This is a genomic window from Paenibacillus dendritiformis (assembly GCF_945605565.1).
GTDB classification, from domain to species: domain Bacteria; phylum Bacillota; class Bacilli; order Paenibacillales; family Paenibacillaceae; genus Paenibacillus_B; species Paenibacillus_B dendritiformis_A.
The window spans coordinates 5,242,784-5,263,440 of sequence record NZ_OX216966.1 but is presented as its reverse complement, the minus strand read 5'-3'; the positions used below and the strand labels follow the sequence as shown (position 1 = coordinate 5,263,440).

19 protein-coding genes, 1 CRISPR repeat array and 1 riboswitch are annotated in these 20,657 nt (G+C 50.3%); of the genes, 12 read left to right on the top strand and 7 right to left on the bottom strand.

What is annotated here, in order from left to right; translation table 11 throughout:
* Positions 1 to 45: 45 nt before the first annotated feature.
* From NNL35_RS23540 to NNL35_RS23530, 3 genes are all read right to left on the bottom strand, one after another.
* A complete protein-coding gene (locus NNL35_RS23540) occupies positions 46 to 237 on the bottom strand; it encodes an aspartyl-phosphate phosphatase Spo0E family protein (RefSeq protein ID WP_006679697.1) in 192 nt (63 codons plus the stop codon).
* Positions 238 to 476: 239 nt separating this feature from the next.
* Positions 477 to 1,769, bottom strand: a complete 1,293-nt coding sequence (locus tag NNL35_RS23535) for a helix-turn-helix domain-containing protein (RefSeq protein WP_254553794.1) — start codon at positions 1,767 to 1,769, stop codon at positions 477 to 479.
* Positions 1,770 to 2,011: 242 nt separating this feature from the next.
* On the bottom strand, positions 2,012 to 2,947 hold the full coding sequence (locus NNL35_RS23530; RefSeq protein ID WP_254553793.1) for an aldo/keto reductase: 936 nt from the start codon (positions 2,945 to 2,947) through the stop codon (positions 2,012 to 2,014).
* A 369-nt stretch (positions 2,948 to 3,316) separates the two neighbouring features.
* On the opposite strand from NNL35_RS23530, the gene NNL35_RS23525 reads away from it, so the two are divergent.
* Complete coding sequence (locus NNL35_RS23525; protein ID WP_254553792.1) at positions 3,317 to 5,413, top strand: TerD family protein; 2,097 nt, start codon at positions 3,317 to 3,319, stop codon at positions 5,411 to 5,413.
* 245 nt (positions 5,414 to 5,658) lie between these two features.
* Here the strand turns inward: NNL35_RS23525 and NNL35_RS23520 are convergent, their stop codons facing one another.
* Entirely contained in the window at positions 5,659 to 6,114 is a 456-nt protein-coding gene (locus tag NNL35_RS23520) for a hypothetical protein (RefSeq protein ID WP_254553791.1), read from the bottom strand.
* A gap of 432 nt (positions 6,115 to 6,546) precedes the next feature.
* Positions 6,547 to 7,665, bottom strand: a complete 1,119-nt coding sequence (locus NNL35_RS23515; protein ID WP_254553790.1) for a DUF4261 domain-containing protein — start codon at positions 7,663 to 7,665, stop codon at positions 6,547 to 6,549.
* A gap of 348 nt (positions 7,666 to 8,013) precedes the next feature.
* Between NNL35_RS23515 and NNL35_RS23510 the strand changes: the two genes are divergently transcribed.
* Positions 8,014 to 8,337, top strand: a complete 324-nt coding sequence (locus tag NNL35_RS23510; protein ID WP_254553789.1) for a hypothetical protein — start codon at positions 8,014 to 8,016, stop codon at positions 8,335 to 8,337.
* Positions 8,338 to 8,739: 402 nt separating this feature from the next.
* Here the strand turns inward: NNL35_RS23510 and NNL35_RS23505 are convergent, their stop codons facing one another.
* Together NNL35_RS23505 and NNL35_RS23500 are read right to left on the bottom strand one after the other, a co-directional pair.
* Positions 8,740 to 9,117 carry a hypothetical protein gene (locus NNL35_RS23505; RefSeq protein ID WP_254553788.1) on the bottom strand — a complete coding sequence of 126 codons (378 nt, stop codon included), beginning with the start codon at positions 9,115 to 9,117 and terminating at the stop codon, positions 8,740 to 8,742.
* Positions 9,118 to 9,209: 92 nt separating this feature from the next.
* A complete protein-coding gene (locus tag NNL35_RS23500) occupies positions 9,210 to 10,259 on the bottom strand; it encodes an Rpn family recombination-promoting nuclease/putative transposase (protein WP_254553787.1) in 1,050 nt (349 codons plus the stop codon).
* Between the two features lie 434 nt (positions 10,260 to 10,693).
* Positions 10,694 to 11,449: direct repeats of the CRISPR family, unit length 32 nt; unit sequence GTCGCATCCTACGCGGATGCGTGGATTGAAAT.
* Between the two features lie 1,393 nt (positions 11,450 to 12,842).
* Here NNL35_RS23500 and NNL35_RS23495 point away from each other — a divergent pair.
* From NNL35_RS23495 to cobK, 10 genes are all read left to right on the top strand, one after another.
* Entirely contained in the window at positions 12,843 to 13,007 is a 165-nt protein-coding gene (locus NNL35_RS23495; protein ID WP_254553786.1) for a hypothetical protein, read from the top strand.
* On the top strand, positions 13,000 to 13,920 hold the full coding sequence (locus tag NNL35_RS23490; RefSeq protein ID WP_111152186.1) for a methyl-accepting chemotaxis protein: 921 nt from the start codon (positions 13,000 to 13,002) through the stop codon (positions 13,918 to 13,920). The genes NNL35_RS23495 and NNL35_RS23490 overlap by 8 nt, the downstream gene beginning before the upstream one ends.
* A gap of 188 nt (positions 13,921 to 14,108) precedes the next feature.
* Positions 14,109 to 14,280: riboswitch (cobalamin riboswitch) on the top strand.
* A 177-nt stretch (positions 14,281 to 14,457) separates the two neighbouring features.
* Positions 14,458 to 15,090, top strand: coding sequence for a cobalt-precorrin-8 methylmutase (locus tag NNL35_RS23485; RefSeq protein ID WP_254553785.1), 633 nt, complete (start codon positions 14,458 to 14,460; stop codon positions 15,088 to 15,090).
* Between the two features lie 14 nt (positions 15,091 to 15,104).
* On the top strand, positions 15,105 to 16,226 hold the full coding sequence (gene cbiD, locus NNL35_RS23480; RefSeq protein ID WP_254553784.1) for a cobalt-precorrin-5B (C(1))-methyltransferase CbiD: 1,122 nt from the start codon (positions 15,105 to 15,107) through the stop codon (positions 16,224 to 16,226).
* On the top strand, positions 16,223 to 16,828 hold the full coding sequence (locus NNL35_RS23475) for a cobalt-precorrin-7 (C(5))-methyltransferase (RefSeq protein ID WP_006675841.1): 606 nt from the start codon (positions 16,223 to 16,225) through the stop codon (positions 16,826 to 16,828). Before cbiD ends, NNL35_RS23475 begins: the two co-directional genes overlap by 4 nt.
* Positions 16,818 to 17,393 carry a decarboxylating cobalt-precorrin-6B (C(15))-methyltransferase gene (locus NNL35_RS23470; RefSeq protein WP_111152182.1) on the top strand — a complete coding sequence of 192 codons (576 nt, stop codon included), beginning with the start codon at positions 16,818 to 16,820 and terminating at the stop codon, positions 17,391 to 17,393. The genes NNL35_RS23475 and NNL35_RS23470 overlap by 11 nt, the downstream gene beginning before the upstream one ends.
* A complete protein-coding gene (locus tag NNL35_RS23465) occupies positions 17,390 to 18,139 on the top strand; it encodes a cobalt-precorrin-4 methyltransferase (protein ID WP_254553783.1) in 750 nt (249 codons plus the stop codon). Before NNL35_RS23470 ends, NNL35_RS23465 begins: the two co-directional genes overlap by 4 nt.
* A complete protein-coding gene (locus NNL35_RS23460) occupies positions 18,126 to 19,187 on the top strand; it encodes a cobalt-precorrin 5A hydrolase (protein ID WP_254553782.1) in 1,062 nt (353 codons plus the stop codon). The genes NNL35_RS23465 and NNL35_RS23460 overlap by 14 nt, the downstream gene beginning before the upstream one ends.
* Positions 19,184 to 19,909, top strand: coding sequence for a precorrin-3B C(17)-methyltransferase (cobJ, locus tag NNL35_RS23455; protein ID WP_006675837.1), 726 nt, complete (start codon positions 19,184 to 19,186; stop codon positions 19,907 to 19,909). Before NNL35_RS23460 ends, cobJ begins: the two co-directional genes overlap by 4 nt.
* A complete protein-coding gene (gene cobK, locus NNL35_RS23450; RefSeq protein ID WP_254553781.1) occupies positions 19,906 to 20,652 on the top strand; it encodes a precorrin-6A reductase in 747 nt (248 codons plus the stop codon). Before cobJ ends, cobK begins: the two co-directional genes overlap by 4 nt.
* The last annotated feature ends 5 nt before the right edge of the window (positions 20,653 to 20,657 follow it).

The window sequence follows — 20,657 nt, the reverse complement described above, 5'->3', positions numbered from 1 at the left end:
ATTCAATGATATCGCTTTTTTACTTACCAAGCTATTCTACTGAACCTAGCTGCTCTTTTTCACTATGTCTCTTTGTTGTTGTTTTTTATAGTACTTTTGAAACTCTAATATATAAATATCTAGCTGTTGGCTAACTTGAACGACTTCATCGTCGGTAAATTTCCCTTTTTGATTGGCGATGCAGATCAATTTCTGTCGAAGTCCGTGAATTTTATGGAGAATATCATCACTGTACACAATAGTTCGTCACCTCACATCAGCTTGGATAATGGGGCGCTTTCTTAACTATGAGTATACAATGTGTCGAACGAATCCCAATAAATTGAATTTAAGGAAACATAACGAAAAAAGAGTACCAATCAGGTACTCTTACCACGGTATAACGCTAGAGTCATTCCCCATAGCTGATGCAAATGTTGTCACCCCGATGATAACAGAGCAAACCAGTCCGCTGAAAAGCTTACAGATGAAACGCTTCACATGAATCCCTCCAATTTATTATCTTTAGCTGCACTGCGTTCATAATACTCTTTCAGTTTTTCTAATGTGGATACGGTCATATCAGAGTTTTGCTTTAGGTGGCAGCGCACGATCTGGTTCATGCATTCTTTCTCCATGTCCGTATCATTAATTCTGGAGAAATGCATCGCGCTCTCCAAAAAATCGGATATACCGTTGTGAAGGTCACCAATGGCACCAAAATACTCCGCTCGATGATAATAATATTCGGCTAATTGAGAGATGATATTGGGATTGTTCGTGCTGATGGATTGGGGACATATTGGGTAAGCAAGCAATTGATCTGCTTCTTCCAGGCGGTTATCCTGTAAATAGATTTTCATTAATTGATTGATTGCAAGAAGAGCTGCATCCTGATCACACGTTTCAAGAAAGGATGTGAGCTGTGTGACAGCATGATCGGTTTTTCCCTTTTTCGTATTGAGTGCTGCTTGCATAAGCACCGCGTTAGTTTTCATGTGAGGAGAATCATATTGTATATAGAGGCTTGAGTAATACTCCGACTTTTCATAGTTACCAATACGAAAATAAGAATCACGCAATATACAAAGCGTATATATGTAGAATAAATTATCCGGAGCTGCTTCCCGAAGAACTTGGAGGCCGAGCTCGATGCTTTGCTGGTACAGAAATAAATTGAACGCGTGAATCGCCAATTTGTAATACAAAGTGACTCTGTCTTCGCTGGTTAAAAATTGGGCGTACTGAACGATATGCTTGCCGCTCTCGTAAACCGATCTGAGCCTGGTGAAGTCGTCCCGTTCGATAAGATACACCTGGAATAAACCTCTTGCCAAAAAAGGCATAATGCCGTGATCGCGAGAGTAGTCAACAATGAGTTGATATAGGGCGAATTGAATCTCCTTATTTTCTACGTGGGCCGCGAAGTCATAAAGCCGTTCCACCAAGGCGTGACTATCGTCACTAGGGGATTCCAAAAATTTTCTGCCTACTTTGGTCACCAGATCGGCAGTACCCGAATGCTGAATCACGTCCTGCAACACGAAGAGGAGGGTGTCCGCCCTCTTATCCACGGTGATGTGCAGTTCGACTAACGTCTCTAGCGGGATTTGCAATGTATCTGCAAGCGGACGGATGGTCTTATATTCCGGTCTTTTCACGTCACCGTTTTCAATTTTGGAGATGGTCCCTTTATGTATGCCTGTCAGCTCTGACAATTGCGCTAATGTCATGCCTCTATTGTATCTGTGACATTGTATTAATTCACCAATGGACAATATTTGTGCCATCCGATAAGCACCTTCTCCCCATAATCAATGATATATTACCTATAATTTACCATCCCCCTCTTGTTTTGTAAACATGACATGACAAAATAACTATTTAATGTAAACCATTCTACAATGAGGATAGTTGGTGGTTGGAAGACTGGTGACGAATGAGAGCAGAGCTGCTGTGAATCCCGCCAAAAAGGGCTGCCCTTCGTCATTTTTTTCTGACTTGTGGGACAGCCCTGGAGCTCCATATGCAATTATGCTTTGAAAATCTGATCGATCCGCTCGATCTCCTCCGGAGTCAGCCGAACGGATAAGGTCTTCAGGTTGTTCAGTACCTGATCCGGCCGCTTGGCGCCCGGAATGAGCGCGTCGATAGCGTCCCGCGTCAAATACCAGGCCAGCACGACATGGGCCACTTCGGCCTGCTTCGCTTCCGCTATCTGCCGGACTTGCTCTACCTTCTCCAGATTCGCGGCGAACGCCTCGCCCTGGAACATCGGGCTGTTGGCGCGTCCGTCCGTGAACTGCGAATCCTTCGTATACTTGCCGCCCAGCAAGCCTGACGCCAGCGGGAAATAAGGGATGAATGAAATGCCGTTCTCCGCCGCGTAAGGAAGAAGATCACGCTCTTTGTCGCGCTTGATCAGGTTGTATTCCTCCTGGATGACGTCGACGTAGCCGTCCTTATTCGCTTCCCGCAATTGCTCGATGGTGAAGTTGGATACGCCGATGGCCCGAATTTTCCCCTCGTCCTTGAGCTTCTTCAGCGTGCCAACGGCCTCGTCCTTCGGCGTCTGTTCGTCCGGAAAGTGAATGTAGAACAAGTCGATGTAGTCGGTCTGAAGACGCTGCAGGCTGTTCTCTACGGCGGCGGTCAGGAAGGCGGGGGAGTTGTCGATCTCCACCTTGCCGTCCACGAACTTGTGCGCCCCTTTGGTGGCGATCACGATGTCCGAACGGTTGCCCCTCTCCTTCATCACTTTGCCTATAAGCTGCTCCGAGCGCTCCGGTCCGTAGATGAACGCCGTGTCCACAAAGTCGATGCCCTGATCGAAGGCCGTACGGACGACCTCCCTGCCTGTCTCATCGTTCAAGTTCGGGTGAATGTTATGTCCCCCGACCGCGTTGGCTCCAAGCCCAATCGGATTAACCCATAAGTCCGTCTTGCCGATGCGTGTCTTCTGCGTCATTCCCCTTCACTCCTTTGTTCAATATGCCTACAGTATAGCAGTTGCGGATCGCCGCTGGCAAACGAAGGAAAAACCTATCCATGCATCATTTTTCCAAGTTCGCCATACTTGCGCCCTGTTCGCGAGCTCCCAATGATGCGAAGATAGTAACCAAGAGGCCGAGCGGGCAACAGCTTGAGCGGCGCTCCCATCTTCCGGCTATTGCTAACCTTCCTTCTACTTCCTTTACCCTGGCTTAGGGTAGCAGCTTTCCGGAAGATACCAGACTGCGTTCGCCAGGCTATCGTCTTTCTTCCTTCTACAATAACTTGGGTGTTACTAGAGGGGCGGCTTTCCTGGCGATGCAGTTCCATCGAAAAGGGGTATGACATGATGCAGAACGAGATTTATTTGCGCAGAAGCCGAAAAGTAATCGTGGTACCGGAACAATCCAAGCTTCCGGACGCGCAGTTGGCGACGGCAATGAAAAATATAGCGGCACTCGGCTTCACCTGTTCCCCCGCGCTGCTTGCGGCTCTTCGCACGCTGTCGGAGGTTTCGTTTTTGAGATGGTACAAAGCATTGATCCATAGCTTGAAAAAGCTCGTCGGCGCGCATGTTGCCTATCGGCCGATGTATCCGAATTTCCCGGAGCAGGTCATGGAGGCAAGCGATGCCGAGTTATTTTTGAATGCATGGTATCACTATGTGACGAATGAAGTGCCTGAGATGGAGTCGATCACCCGGGAAATTTTGCGGGGCAAGACGAAGCTGGAGATCATCGAGCTCGGCAGCGAGGAGCACTTCCGCCAGCTCATGCGTGAGCTGATGCAGGCGAATACGTCCATCTCGGACACCGACAAACAGGATCTGGCCTGGGTCATGGAGCATGACCAGGACATTGACGCTTTATTGCCGGATGCGATCCCGCATAAGGAGCAGGTCGGCTTTATCGTTGCTACTTTGCTGCGCAGCGGCAAGGCGGATGTGACTCGCATTCAACGCTATGTGCGGACGGCGACAGATGTGCTGCGTCTGGCCGTGGCCTGGTCGGACGGCGATGTCAGCCTGGCGGCGAGCACGCTCTTCCGCAAGTTCACGCGGGCAGAGCGGCGGTTGCTGCTTGGCTTGCTGGAGCAATGCCCGCATCCGGCCGAAGATATGCTGCGCTACCGCGACCGCTGGGTGCGTCTGGGCGAGATCTTGCATCCTTCGGAATATAAGAGCCGTTATCCACGATGCCAAGAAGCGTTTGATGTGCTGCGCAACAATCGGCCTTACGCTACTTTTGGCCATCGTCTTGAGGAGTCGCTGCGCTATTTCGATACCGATCAGGCCGTGGACCAGCTATTGGAGCGGCCGGGCGAGTTTGCCCGGCGCTTGGATCATCTGCTTCGTCTGGAAGGAGCGGAGGCGGGCTGGATTGCCTCGTTTTTTGCATCGGTAGCGGATCGGGTGGCGACGCCGGTCTTGCTGCAGGTGATGACGCATTTCAAGTATCGCCAGTATGGCAATGAACTGCGGCTGTTTTTCCCGAAAGGCAATGTGGCCAAAGCATTCTCTTCGCCAGATACGCGGCCTCCCGTCGCGCCGGACGCATGCGCTGCCGTAGTGGAGGTATGCGAACAGACATTGCTCGCCCGCTTCGCCAAGCTGTCTGCTCTCGGGAATGTCTATCTTGATCCGCAATTGCAGAACTATAGGGTGCCTTTCTCCCAGCGTTCCGCCAGCAAGTCCTTGCGTACGCTCGTGCGCGGCAGCAAGCTGGCCATGCCGGCAGGGGAGACGATTCGCTTTTTCCTGTGGTGGAAAGAAGGGGTGATCGACGGAAATCCGACTGGCCGCACCGATATCGATCTCTCTGCCGTCTTGTATGATGACGCCTGGAACTACAAGGAGCATATCTCTTATACGAATTTGAGGTCTGCGCGCTATAAGGCGGCCCATAGCGGCGATATCGTATCGGCACCGCATGGCGCCTGCGAGTTCATCGATATCAACATTCCCTCTGTCCTCCAGTACGGCGGACGCTATATTGTGGCCACGCTGCATTCCTTCACGGGGCAAGCCTATAGCGAGCTGCCGGAATGCTTCGCTGGCTGGATGATGCGTCAGCATCCGAAATCGGGCGAGGTGTTCGATCCGGCGACCGTCGTTGATCGCCTTGATTTGACGGCCAACACGCAGATTGCTATTCCGTCTATACTCGATTTGGCGGAGCGCACCGTCATTTGGTGCGATCTGGCTTTGACTCGCAATCCTCAATTCTATAACAATGTGGAAGGGCATCAGACGGGAATGGTCGCCATGGGCAAAGCGATGACTACGGCAGCTAAGCCGAATCTGTATGAGTTGTTCCGGCTGCATGCGCTGGCGCGCGGCCAGCTTGTCGAGCGGGAAGAGGAGGCGCAGACCGTATTTTCGGTCCAGCGTGGAATCACTCCGTTCGATATGGAGGAGATTATGGGATCGTTTCTGGCTTCGTAGGGTACGGGAGTTCGGTGAGGTATCGATTGAGTGGGGCACCTATAAAGTCGGAATTCTAGCCTACAATGATGCAACTTATGCCATTGACTGGTCCGGTCAAATCTCGCCTTGAGATTAGTGGACTACTCTAAAAGTCACTGAAAAACAGCCTTTCCTGCAAAACTAAAAAAACCGTTCTGAGTAAATTGGGGGTGCGAACCACCCTTTATGAAGGAACGGTTTTTATTCATTCAATACAGCGTGTACTAATACACGGAAACTACATCATCTGTTGTTGAAATGGAGGATATCTCATCAAAATCAGCTAACTTATGAATTTGTTCAATGGGTAGTTTTGTAAAAAAACTATAGACTCCAAACCCGTTAATGTCTGTAATGGACTCATTAAAAAGGTCATCATATTGTCTTATGAAGGCCTCCTTAGTTACATTTGAATCGTATCGAAGCATGATGCTGACCTCGATTTTTTCTTCTTTCTTTTTAGCCTTTACTTGATCAATCATTGTTTGCAGAGGGGGTAATATTTTGGACTCTCTATCGAAGCAGGACTCAATTTTCTGCTCTATCACTTGGGACACATTCACTTTTTCTTTCGCTGTTTTTATCATTTCATCTCCTTTAGTTGTTTGTGCGTTCGCGTTGAAGGGTAAAGTGAAAAAAAGAATTAGCAGACTAAGTTTGACATACTTCATTTTTCCCATGTTAGTGAAAACACCTCCTTAATTAGGTAATTTTTCTAGGATTAAACTGGAGTGTATTTCCTTTTATGTCTTAAGACGTCTTCTACAAGGTTTCAGTGATTGTTACTTTTCTTACTTCTTTCCTTAGACTTTTTCAGGTTAGGATATGTTTAGGTATTTGAGTCTTTATGCGGAGATCTTTCCCCACCGTACAGTAACCCATATGCCTGGACATACTGGGAAAAGAAAGGTGAGGCACACATCAGGGGCCTGATATATTTGTCGCAGCTTACGGGGATGCATGGATTCAAGCTTGTTGAGCGCTTCGCGAGTCTCTTTCACGTCGAATCCTACACGGATGTGGATTGAAATGGCAACGTTTCAGATTGCAATTGAGAACCGGACCACAACAAAGAGCAGGAAGCATCACGCTTCACTGCTCTTTTTTCTGTCTTAGAATTCGATTTTAAGGCTGTCTCCGTTGATATATACGCCTTCAGAACGGGTAATCGGCAGCTTTTGTTCAGCCGTGAAACCGATCGTTTCGCCATCTCGTAAAGTGACGTCCTGCTCTATGACATAAGCGGAAATATCAATCAGGAAGTTGCGCAGCTCGGCAGGGGTTGCCTGACTGTCAAGCACTTCGATTTCGTCCTTGCCGAAATGCTCCAGCCCGATTGTATATCCGCTCACCCCTGTTTCCGTTCCGACAAGGCCAAAATAAACCAGATTTAGTAAAGGGAATGCATCATCCGACTTCATCATCTCGGCCAGCTCCACAAAGAATTCAGGCTGATAGACGGTGCCGGATGAATAAAGCCCGATTGCATTCGGGAGCTTTAAGCAACTGGCGGCCAGCTTGGTATACATTCTTCCGCTGTCCAGCGGGGAGCCGGAGCGGGTAAATACAGCCAAAATGATTTGGGCCACATGCGTTTTGGTGATCTCAACGGCCTCCGGCCAGAGGTAGTTGCCTTGCGCGTAATGCTCGGCTTCGCCGTCCGGCACGGGTGCATCGACAAAGCTTACGGCCAAGGTGAAGCCTTCCACCTCAAAGACCATAGTTCCCTCTTTTTCTTCCTCGGGGTTCTCGGCGGATGGACAAGAAATGTTCCAGTCCTGCAGCAGATTCGCCTTGATCTGTTCAAGGTCGCACTCCGAAGTGTTGAGCAGAACGAAACCGTTAAAAAGGCCGGATGATTCCTTCTTCGACTCGGAAGGATCAGATTGTTCTTGCTCGGCCTCAAGTGCTGCCGCTTGCTTCATCCAGTACTCGCGGATCATTTCGACCATCGCAATCGCTTCCTGCTCCGCAGTAGCCGGATCATAGGGCTGCATCTCACTGAACACGTGGCCGCAATGCTCCGTGTCATCTGGAGCTTCATAGCCGCCACAGACGCCAAGAAGCCATTTTCCGAGCATTGTCTTTTTATACTTGAATATGTAGTAATGCATATCGTGCAGATCAAATTCACCTGCGATCTCAATCTTGTTAGGTTCGCGGCCGAGTTCATGTTCATCAGAAAGCCATTCTATCATGGATTGCATTGCCGCCTGTTGTTGGGCTGTCATTCCATCTCTCCTCTCCCTTACCATAATATTGTAACGCGTTAGCGTCATCTTTTAAAGTAAACCGTTAGTATAAAGTGATTTCGCGTTTGAGGGAAACGGATTTTGCTGTGTTAATCAGGGGCATTTTCGCAGAAAGAGGATTGAAAGGCGGCCGTTTTGACTTAACCAAAAGGGTGGATGTTCAAGAAGTATATTTCGAGAAAAGTGATACAAATCTCAAGTCGTTGTGATTCAGAGGCAGTGGAACCTTACAATAACCTTACAGTTATACTAAATATATTGATCCTTGGAAAATAAGGGGATACAATGACCTTGTAGTTGAAATACCATTTTAAGGGAGGAACTAACATGAACAAAATCTTAATTGCTTCTTTATTAGGGGTTGCATTGTCATTGGGTGCGACTGCCCCATCCTTTGCTGCAAAAGACATGCACGAAATTCAAGCATCAAAAAGCTACAAAGAAATGAGACTAGCAGTAGGTGAAACTGATTATTTGCCTTATGAAGACTCATATCTTTATGCTATTGAACCGATCGGCGATTCGGGAGAGATAATTCGCCTTACTAGTTATGGTAAAGTGAAAGGTTTAAAAAGAGGAACGGTGTATGTATCCATTAAAGATGTGGATACGGGTGAACTCGTTGACATCTACAAAATTAGAGTTATTTAATGTACAAACGTAATTAAACGTAATTAAGTCGCTGATTATTCAGCGGCTTTTTTAGTTCAGGGAAATCCTTGCTATACTGGAAAAGGATGAGGGCGTTCTGGCAGGAAGAGGAATACCTGCTCTTCATCGGCAGGTGGGAATGTGAAGTTCACATGAAGTCTCCAGGGGATTCGCAATAAACATACAATTGAATTAGAAATATTATCCAATCTAGTTGAATGATTATTTTGGTATATTTTTTGTTGTTTTTTCGCGGTCGCATCCTATCAGGATGCGTGGATTGAAAGCCACCATCATCTAGAAATTCGAGCTCTCCAATGAGTAGCATTCTAGGTGGAAGCCCGACATTACTGATAGTTGGAAGGTCGTAGTACGACAGTGGGAAGCGGCCGAGACTATGAATCATTTAGATTTCTCCCGTAACTGCGCAATAATATCGAGTGAAAAGCCCGTAATTCTGGCGATTAATTCAGGATCCAGATTTTCGGCAATCATTTGCTGGACAACTTCCTCTTTTGCTTCCCGCTTGCCTTCTTGTTTGCCTTCTCGGATCCCTTCTCGAATCCCTTCTTTCCGGCCTTCCTGTATACCTTCCCGTAAGCCTTCTCTTCGGCCTTCGCGTCTTCCCTCGCGTTTAATGGCATCCAAGGTTTTTTCAAGCCCCATAACCGACACGCCTCCTTTTTCGTTTTGGATAAGCTCGCGCAAATGCGGTCCATTATCCGGCAAATTCTGACTCAAAATATTCGCCATCCAGGCGACAAATTGCTGCTGGCTCATTGTAAAAGACAAGCGGTATTTTTAATTCGAAAGGTGTACTTAGTTACAAAGAGTAAAAAAGGGCCGTTCAAAAGAAACGGCCGGAATATGAATCACTTAGATTTAGATTTTTCCCGTAACTGTGTAATAATATCGAGTGAAAAGCCCGTGACTCTGGCGATCAATTCAGGATCCAGATTTTCGGCAATCATTTGCTGGACAACTTCCTCTTTTGCTTCCCGCTTGCCTTCTTGTTTGCCTTCTCGGATCCCTTCTCGAATCCCTTCTCGTATCCCTTCTTTCCGGCCTTCCTGTATACCTTCCCGTAAGCCTTCTCTTCGGCCTTCGCGTCTTCCCTCGCGTTTAATGGCATCCAAGGTTTTTTCAAGCCCCATAACCGATACGCCTCCTTTTTCGTTTTGGATAAGCTCGCGCAAATGCGGTTCATTTTCCGGCAATTTCTGACTCAATATATTCGCCATCCAGGCGACCAATTGCTGTTGGCTATCCTCTGGCAATTGCTGTACGGTATGCATCAGCTTGCCGAGCCGATTCAGCAGTTGCGTCTGATCCTCCGTCTGATCAAGCAAAAAGACAGAACCGATCGTATTGGAAAGAGCCAACAACTCTTCTTCCGTATATCGAGCAACATCAATAAGCACATATTCAAAATTAAGAAGTTCCGAACCGAACATCGTCTCATTGGCTAACAACTGGCGAAATTGTCTGCTGGCGGTCCAGCGTCTCTTTCCATTGTAAAGCACAATCGGCACAATGGGAGGCAGCCGGAATGCTTTCGGCTTACCCTTTGTCTTTTCCTGGTCTTTCATAAGATAGCGCCAGATCTCCACCTGATAAAGCAGAAGACGGTACGGCATGAGGAAGTCCACTGTGGACTGCATTTCCAGCAACAAATAAAATACGACATCTTGTCCGTTCAGCTTCACGCGGTACACCAAATCGGCTTCCTTCCGCTTGAAGTCTTGAAGAACAAACGAATGGGGGATTTCCTGCACGTTCGTTTCATCTATGCGCTTCACCCATTCTTTTTGAACAAAAGAGCGAAGCAGTTCGACAAAGAGCTTTTTACTGGACAACAGGAAGCGATATGACGTATCGTGGCGGTGATGTACCGTGTTGTGTTCATCAGTTTCCGTCCCCATACAAGCCTCTCCTTCCTACCATCATTTCCTTTATTATACCTGATTATAAGGGGTGGGGAACAGGTGGGAATCCGGTCGAGTCTATGCTGTATAGCCATTCCACTGGAGTTTCTGACTAGTCGGGATTCATTTTCGCTAACGCGAATTCTGCATGAGTTAGTCTGAATTATCCATCATTTAGCTCCCCCTGTGGTATACTGAAAAGGAGTTTAGAGCCTATTTGAAATGGAGAGTAAAAATAAATGAATACTCGGTGCGAATGTGAAGTGCACATGAAATCCCTGGGGGATTCGCACCAAAATTATTGCAATGTTATCCAATTCAGTTTGTGAAAGTTAATTAGTTTAAAGCTATTTCGAGCTAAATCTCTCATTTGCCTCGAAATTTTAGCGAAAAATTGATTGTATTGTTATATTTTATGTAATTTTTTCGGTGTCGCATCCTACGCGGATGCGTGGATTGAAATAATAAATATATGAATCTAGTTTCATTTGACTATAGTCGCATCCTACGCGGATGCGTGGATTGAAATCTATTTTTCGTTGTCCGTCATTCGGTCAGTACAGTCGCATCCTACGCGGATGCGTGGATTGAAATATAATGTTTTTTAACGTATAGAACATTTGATTCGTCGCATCCTACGCGGATGTGTGGATTGAAATATCTTGGGGATAAACTCCGGCCTTCGAGTTTCCGGTCGCATCCTACGCGGATGTGTGGATTGAAATCTGATGACCATAATAAAAAAGTACAGGAATACTGTCGCATCCTACGCGGATGTGTGGATTGAAATTGTACTGCAGGTGGCGGGGCTGCTCCAACGCTAGGTCGCATCCTACGTGGATGCGTGGATTGAAATCTCATGGCTGGGACATCATCAGCTCTCCCCGGTGGGTCGCATCCTACGTGGATGCGTGGATTGAAATTTTGGAAACTCGGCGCGGTCTGCACGGCTTGGTGGTCGCATCCTACGTGGATGCGTGGATTGAAATCTCGAACGTGCGTTCGGTTTTATATGTATGATAAGTCGCATCCTACGTGGATGCGTGGATTGAAATAAACAATATGACGAGTGGGCTCAATTATGGCGCGGTCGCATCCTACGCGGATGCGTGGATTGAAATTATCCGTAAGGTAAGCATTGGGGAAACAGTTATAGTTGTATCCTACGCGGATGCCTGGATTGAAACGAAACGGGCCTTCGGCCTTGCGGCAAAGTTGAAAACGTTTCCGATGCGCCACAAAAGCAAATTTTCTATGACAAACCCGATTGTGATGAGGCTATCCCATAGGAAGTGCGCAAGGATGCGGGGCAAGACGGGATGTACAGATAAGAGAGTGGCAGGAAGACGGCGGACGGCAAAGCGGCGGAATAGGGACGGGTTTAGACGAGGTTGTGAGACGGAGCTGGTGAAATGAAAATCCTGCATGAATCAGGCTGTTGAGAAAGTCCAAGGGGTTTTTTGGCACTTCATTTTTTATGTAGGTGGATCACGTCTCTCCGTAGAAAAAATCGATTTAAAACACTGTGCGTGCCAAGTTTTGAGTAGGAAAATGGACAATCTCCACCCCTTCGTAAAAAACAGGGGGTTTCCAACGACCTGAAAACTGCACCATTTCCCTAGACACGTCTATCCGGTAGGCAAAATCCGCAAAACTACACGATTTCTCAAGACACGTTGATTCAGTAGGCAAAATCCTGCGCAAATACAGCAATTCGATATGGACGACTTTACCAGAAAGGGAATCCTGCAAAACTGCAGCAATTTCACCCGTTTCTCTTCAACTTAGCTCAAAAGGGCCTAAAATGATGTAACTGTGCAGCAATTCCTCGAAATGTGGACTCATTGAGCCGAAATTCCTGTAAAATAGCAGCAATTCCCTCCACACGTTCAAGCCCCGAGAGGCAACGAGGCGATGATACCTCCTGGAGGTGATGATGCCCCCAGGATCCGACGTGGTCTCTTGGATCCCGTAAAATCAGGCCGTTGAGAAGCCTGTGGGAATTTTCTCCAATTCATTTTTTATCTGGTGGATCTCGTCTCTCCGTAGAAAAAATCGATTGAAAACGCTATGCGTGCCAAGTTTTGAGTAGGAAAATGGACAATCTCCACCCCTTCGCAAAAAACAGGGGTTTTCCAACAGCCTGATGAATGCAGGAATTTGCGCTATTTATGCCCGTATTTGATTAAACTCCTGTTAAAATACATTATTTTCGCCGATTTTTGCTTCCTATCTATGACAAAGCCTGAAATTCCTGCAGTTTTGCAGGAATCCCTCTAACGTGCGACACCTCATAGTGGAAACCTGTATTTTTGCATTATTTCGGCAAGCCGAGCTTGGAGAATGAGGGGTTGTCTCATCACTGCAGCGAAACACTGCAGATGGGACAGCCCCAAATTTTTTGTTTCAAAAATGGTGGAGATCTATGTTATATAATTAAAAAGTCCTAAGGCATATTGAACATCAGCTTAGAAAACAGGACGAAAGTAATACCAATTCATAAAAATAGAGTTTATTTACATAAAAATTGGTAGATCTTATTCGCGGTATGTCCACACGCAACAAGCTGATCATTCATCAATGTGCAAATATCGAGGTGCCGGACTGGGGCTTGGCCATCAGCCAGCGGTTGCGCCATCTCATGGGCGGGGATATAGAGGTCGGAATCGAACCGGGGGCAAGCAGGTATGGATGGCAGGCCTGCTGCAATGGCATGAAAAAAGGGAGATGCGCATGAATGAATAGTGGGATCAGGCAGAAAAGTACACAAGTGCTGGAGGAGCAAGCGGTGCTGGCCGCAATAGAGCAGTCGCTCGCCATGATCGAGTTTAACATCGAGGGTGAAGTACTTTGGGCGAACCATCTGTTTGCCCAGACAATGGGGTATACAGCGTCAGAACTTGTCGGAAAACATCACCGGATGTTTTGCACGCAACAGTTTATCGGAAGTGCAGAGTATGATACGTTTTGGGAGAATTTGCGGAACGGTATAAAATTTCAACAGAAGATCGCCCGGGTAGCGAAGAATGGGGACCTGGTATGGCTGGAAGCAACGTATATGCCGGTCCTTGACGATAAGGGCTGCACAGTAGCCGTCTTGAAGGTGGCGACCGACATCACGCCAAGGGAAAACGCCGCCTCCCGAATGAAGGATGAGCTGCGGCTGATGGCGGAAGATTTGCTGAAGCGCACGGAAGAAGGCGTGGAGCGCAACCAGCAGGTTGAGGCAGCTATTCAGCGCGCGGTGACGGACAGTGAAGACAACTTAACCCTTCTGCGGCAATTGGAAGTTGAACACAAATCCATCACAGGAATTGTTCAGATGATCCGGGATTTTGCTTCGCAAACCCATCTGCTGGGCCTGAACGCGGCGATTGAGGCGGCCCATGCCGGGGAGCATGGCCTCGGGTTTCAGGTGGTGGCCGCCGAGGTACGGAAGCTGGCCGAGCACGTCCAAGAGGCGGCCAAAAATGTCCAAGCCGCCATCGAGAGAATCGCCGATAAGGTAGGACAGGTTGGCGGGGGGACGAAAAACTCCCGGAACGGAATCGTCGAATGTCAGCATCAAATTCAGCAAGCTACCGAGGAATTTGCCAAAATCGGCAAAGCAGCGGGTAATCTGGATGCGCAGGCGAAAACCCTGAGCGAAATGATGTAACAAAGGCTGGACATTGCTATCGCAAAGATTTCATAAAGAGCGTTTGAGCCCGTCAGCAGGCTTGAAACGCTCTTTTTGTCATCCGGCAAACCGGCGTGCAGTGAGTTCTGTCACAGGCGGCACGATGGAAGTCAAGCTATGATTCATCTAAGAGATTCACGCAATTCAAGTGAAAAAAATTGAACCTGATAAAAATTGAATAGAAAACTGAGCGGAGATCAGGGAAAGAGGTGCGATTCCTCTACAGGCCCTAGCTACTGTGAAGCGGACGAAATCCCATTCATGTCACTGGAATTATTTCTGGGAAGGCGGGAAAGTAGAATGATGTCAAGTCAGGAGACCTCCTCTGTTCAGCCTTGCAGCAACTTCTAAGGGAACAGTTGTCTATTGCAGAGAACCCAGGCACCAGTGTGTTCATTTGGCGAACACACTTGGATACGGCCTTTTCTTCGTATGGACACGGGACCTTCAGGTTTCGTGTTTTTTTGTTCCCTTTTTTAGCGGTTGTATTGAAACTCACGAAAAGGAGAGGGAAAGATGGATTACATCAAAAACCCCAAGCGGATTGAAGAAAAAAGCTTTGAAATCATACAGGACATCATTACGGAAACAAGACCGGACTATACGTTCCGCAACCGGGAAGAGGAGCTGGTCATGAAGCGGGCGATTCATACGACGGCGGATTTTGACTATTTGGATAATCTCGTCTTCACCCATGATGCCTTGACGAAAATACGCGAAACGATCCGGGAGGGCGGCATCATTTTTACCGATACGAATATGGCCCTGAGCGGCATCAATAAAAAGCTGCTGGAGCAATACGGCTGTCGCTACCGCTGCTACGTCAATGAACCGGAAACGGCGGAGGTGGCTCGTCAGCAAGGCATCACCCGCTCCATGGCCGGAATTCAGCTTGCCGCCAAAGAAGAAGGCAAGAAATTGTTTGTCATCGGCAATGCGCCTACCGCCGTCTATCAAATTCTGGAGATGGCGGTTGCAGGCGAGTTGGACGTGGAGGCGGTCGTCGGCGTGCCGGTTGGATTTGTCGGGGCGGCCGAATCCAAAGAAGCGCTTTATGAAAGCGACATTCCGGCGGTCGTGGCCCGCGGGCGGAAGGGCGGAAGCAATCTGGCGGCGGCCATTATGAACGCCGTGCTGTACGCGATGTAAGAAGAGGTGGCCCGATGGAAGATTACGTATATTACGAGGGGAAAAAATTGCGCAAGGGCTATACGACAGGCACTTGCGCGGCAGCGGCGGCCAAAGCGGCAGCGGCCATGATCATCAAGCAGGAGAAGATCGCCGGGGTGACGATCATCACGCCGAACGGAACGACCCTGCAGCTTCCGGTGGACAAGCAGCAGTTCGATCGGCATACGGCCACGGCCGCCGTGCAAAAAGACGGCGGTGATGATATCGATGCGACGCATGGGATGTGGATTTTTGCGCAGGTCACCTTGAATGCCGGCGGGGAGATCCGCATCGACGGCGGGCAAGGCATAGGGCGCGTGACGCAGAAGGGCATCGCGGTCCCGGTTGGGGAAGCGGCTATCAATCCGGTGCCGCGCCGCATGATTACCGCGGCCGTACGGGAAGAGATTGGCCCTGACCGCGGGGCGGATGTTGTTATTTTCGCGCCGGAAGGCGAAGAGCGCGCCGAGCGCACCATGAACAGCCGCCTCGGGATTATCGGCGGAATCTCGATTCTGGGGACGACCGGAATCGTAACTCCGATGTCCGATGAAGGATGGAAGCAGTCGCTGTCCATCGAGCTGGAAATGAAAAAAGCGCAGGGCTTCCGGAAAATCATTCTCGTTCCCGGGAATTACGGGGAGCGCTTTGTCGAAGAGCAGCTTGGCATCGACGGCAAATACGTGGTCTCGATGAGCAATTTCGTCGGCTACATGCTCAAGGAGACGCAGCGCCTCGCGTTTGAACATGTGCTGATGGTGGGCCATTTCGGCAAGTTAATAAAAGTATCCGCCGGCATTTTCACCACGTACAGCAAGGACGCGGATGCGCGGGCAGAGATCATGGTGGCGAACCTGGCGCTGGCCGGCGCGCCCCTTCCCCTGCTCCAGCGAATTGCGGCCTGCGCGACCACGGAAGCGGCGGGTGAAATTATGGTGGCGGAAGGGTATAGCGAGGTTTTTCAGACCATTACGGACAAAGTGAAAGAACGGGCAGTACAGTTTTTGAAATACAGCAAACCGGCAGTGGATATCGATGTCATTACGTTCTCGACGGATCGCGGAATGCTGGCTTCCACCTGCGACATCTCAACCATCAAGGAGGCATGGCCATGATTCATATTGTCGGTATTGGCCCGGGCAGTCCGGAGCTGCTGACCAGTGCAGGCGCCTTGCTCATACAGAAGGCGGACGTGATTGTCGGCTCGAAGCGGCAGCTCAGCGATATTCCGCCGGACAACCCGGCCGAACGCAAGCTGCTGCCCTCGCAGTTGTCGGAGCTGGAAGCCTTTCTGCGCGAGAGGATCGGCCAGGACATCGTGCTGCTCGCCTCCGGAGACCCGTTAATGTATGGCATCGGAAAATGGGCATTGGACAGATTTCCACAGGAACAGCTTCAGATTGTACCCGGGATCAGCTCGATTCAATATTTATGCAGCCGCTGCGGCATTGCCATGAACGACCTGTATATTACGAGCAGCCACGGCAAGCAGCCTGACTTCGACTTTCTGCTTGCGCATCCGAAAGTGGCGATGGTCACGGACAGCAAGATTGGCCCTGCGGAAATCGCTGAGGAAATTCTGCAAAGGAAGCTGCACAAAACGCTCATTATCGGAGAAAACCTCAGCTATCCCGAGGAACGGTTGCATCGGTTGAAGCCGGAGCAAGTGGCGGCTCACTATGATATGAATGTGGTGGTGATTTTGGATGAGGGATGAAGCATTTATTCGCGGCAAGACACCGATGACCAAGGCGGAGGTCCGCGCCGTATCCATTGACAAATTAGCTTTGGACGAGACAAGCCGACGTGTTCTCGACGTCGGAGCCGGCACGGGCAGCGTAGCGCTCCAGGTTGCGAAGATGTTCCCCCATGTGGCGGTAACCGCGATAGAACGGAACGAAGAGGCGCTGTCCTTAATCGAACAGAACCGGCGGCAGTTCGGGCTGGACAATGTGGAGATCGTGGCGGCAGAGGCTCCCATCCCGCTGGACAATATCGTGTTCGACGCTATTTTTGTCGGCGGCAGCGGGGGGCAATTAACGGAGATCATCGATTGGAGCCATGCCTTGCTTCAGCCGGGCGGTCAGCTTGTGCTCAATTTCATCTTGATGGAAAATGCCCTCGAAGCGGCAGCCTATCTCGAACAAGGGCCCTGGCATGAAGTCGAGATCATTCAAATGCAGGTGTCGAAATGGCAAGAACTTGGACAAGGGCATTATTTCAAGCCCCAAAATCCGACCTTCATTATCGCTTGCCAAAAAGAAAGGAGCGGGACAGCATGACGAAAGTGCATTTTGTCGGGGCGGGACCCGGACATAAAGAACTCATTACATTGCGAGGATACAACCTCCTGAAAGAGGCGGATGTCGTCATTTATGCCGGTTCGCTGGTGAACCCGGATTTGCTGGAGTACTGCAAGGAAGGCTGCGAAATCTACAACAGCGCCATGATGGATTTGATGGAGATTATCGATTGCATGGAACAAGGCGTGCGGGCCGGGAAGCAAGTTGTCCGCCTGCAGACCGGAGACTTTTCGATCTATGGGTCGATCCGGGAACAAATCGAGGAAATGAAAAAACGGGATATCGAGTTCACCTGCACCCCGGGGGTAAGTTCATTCCTGGGCGCGGCCTCGCAGCTCGGCGTCGAGTATACCGTGCCGGAAGTGAGCCAAAGCGTGATTATTACGCGCATGGAGGGCAGAACGCCGGTTCCGGACAGGGAATCGCTGCGATCCTTCGCCGCGCACCGCACCTCGATGGTTATTTTCCTGTCGGTGCAAGCGGTCGAGGACGTGGTGGCCGAACTGGTGGCAGGCGGATATCCGGAGGATACCTCGGCAGCCGTCATCTATAAAGCAACTTGGGCGGATGAAAAGCAAGTGACCGGAACCCTGCGCGATATTGCCGCCAAAGTCAAGGAGCAGGGCATCACGAAAACGGCGCTCATTATGGTAGGGGATTTTCTGGGCGAGACCTATTATTATTCCAAGCTGTACGACAAGGATTTCTCGCATGAGTACAGATAAGAACACCGCCATTATTGCGGTGACGGCCATTGGCAAGGCGCTTGCCGCCTCCATCAAGGAGGCGCTGGCGGCCGATTGCTATGTGCCCGCGAAGCTGCAATCCGAAGGGTTTGCTGCGCTTGAACCGGATTTCGCAACGGGGATGCGACTCCTTTTCCAGCAATATGATGCGCTGGTCTGCATTATGGCGGCAGGGATTGCCGTCCGGACACTGGCTCCCGTCATCACAGACAAGCTGTATGATCCGGCGGTCGTGGTGATGGATGAGAAAGGACAGCACGCGATCAGTCTATTGTCCGGACATGTGGGCGGAGCCAATGACTTGGCCCGCAAGCTGGCGGAGCTGACGGGAGCAGCCCCCGTAATTACGACGGCAACAGACGTTCAGCAGGTGGCGGCGCTCGACATGATCGTGCCGTCCGTCCCGGGATGGATCCCGGATTTTCGCGAGAACTGCAAGCGAATCAACGGGCTATTGGCCGCCGGGAAAACCGTGTGCCTGTACGAAGAAGTGCCGGTAGAGATCGACCGGCGGGGCTTCACGCCAATCACCAATCCGCATGAGCTTCCGGAACAGGCCGAAGCCTTGGTGTGGGTCACGCATCGGTATCGCCTGCCGGAATTGAAGGTGCACACGGTGAAGCTGGTTCCCCGGACACGGGTGCTTGGCGTCGGATGCCGCAAGCACACCGAGCCTGAACAGATGAGGCAGGCGTTTGCTGATTTTTGCCTCCGGCATGATACCGATCCGCATTCCTTTGCCGTCATGGCCAGTATCGATGTCAAAAAGGATGAACCGGCGATCAAGCACTTGGCGGAACAATGGAATTGCCCCTTCATCACGTATACGGCCGATCAACTGCGTGAAGTCGAGGGCAAGTATCCGGTATCCGAGTTCGTCAGACAGACTGTGAAGGTAGGCAGCGTCGCGCTATCCGCGGCTGATCTTGCCAGCGGGGGCCGGGTGTTGACGCCAAGGTTCGCCGTCAATGGAATCACGATGGCGATGGGAGAGAGAACGAAACTAAGCGATGGGGTGAAGGCATGATTTATGTGGTAGGAATTGGGCCGGGCGAGAGAGACATGATGACCGGAGAGGCGCTCGCCGCCATTCAAAAAGCGGATGTGATCGTGGGCTACATTACGTATATCCGGCTGATCGAAGAGCTGATCCAGGGGAAAGAAGTCGTCAAAACGGGGATGCGGAAGGAAATCGACCGCTGCCAGGAAGCTGTCGATATTGCGAAGACCGGCAAAACGGTAGCGGTCGTATCGAGCGGAGATGCCGGGATTTACGGCATGGCCGGCCTCATTCTCGAGATTGTGGATAAAGAGCAAGCAGCGATTGAGGTAGAAATCGTGGCCGGCGTCACGGCGAGCATCGGCGCGGCGGCAAGACTGGGAGCGCCCCTGATGCATGATTTTTGCCATATCAGCTTAAGCGATCTGATGACGCCTTGGGAGGTCATCGAGAAGCGGGTGAAGCTGGCGGCGGAAGCCGATTTTGTCGTCTGCTTCTACAATCCGAGAAGCAAGGGCCGGGCGAACCATCTGCAGCATGCCCTGGAAATGATGATGGCCTATAAATCGCCTTCCACTCCGGTCGGGATCGTGAAGGATGTCGGCCGCAAGGAAGAACGAAAAATACTGACGACGATGGCGGACATCGACTATGAAGAGGTGGATATGACGACGATGGTGATCGTCGGCAACAAGGAAACCTATGTCTCCGGTGGCCGCATGATCACGCCACGGGGTTATACGCTATGATCCTGATATTCGGCGGAACCTCGGATAGTCTCGATATTTGCGATTGGCTGCACGCTCGCGGGCATGACTATATCGTGTCCGTGGCCACCGAATACGGGGAACAGCTGGCGAAGCAGCATGCCGATCAGGTCATCTGCCAGCGGCTGGATGCAGCCGGCATGTGCCGGGTGATGCGCGAGAAGGCGGTCTCCCTGGTCGTCGATGCGACCCATCCGTTCGCTGTGGAAGTGTCCGCGAATGCGATGAACGCCGCCGGCAGCATGAATATTCCTTATGTTCGCTATGAGAGGTCATCCGGCGAGGCAGACCATCTTCATCTCGTCCGTGACATTGATGAAGCATGCCGCGCCGCAGCGGCGTTGGGCGACCGCATTTTTCTGACGACCGGAAGCAAAAACTTGCCGGAGTATGTGGCGAAGCTCCCCGGCAAGCATGTCATCGCGAGAGTGCTGCCTGTGTCGGACGTCATCGCGGCCTGCGAACAGCTCGGTCTGCTGGCTGATCAGATTATCGCGATGAAGGGACCGTTTTCCCAAGCATTGAATACCGAGCTGTTCCGCCAGACCGGCGCGGACGTGATGATTACGAAGGAAAGCGGGCCGAAGGGCGGCTTTGCCGAGAAAATCGCCGCTTGCCGGGAGCTCGGCATTCCTTGCGTCGTCATTCGGCGGCCGGCGCTGCAATACCCGAATGTCATTACAGACGTCAACGAGCTAGCACAATACACAATATATATGAAATAAAGGGG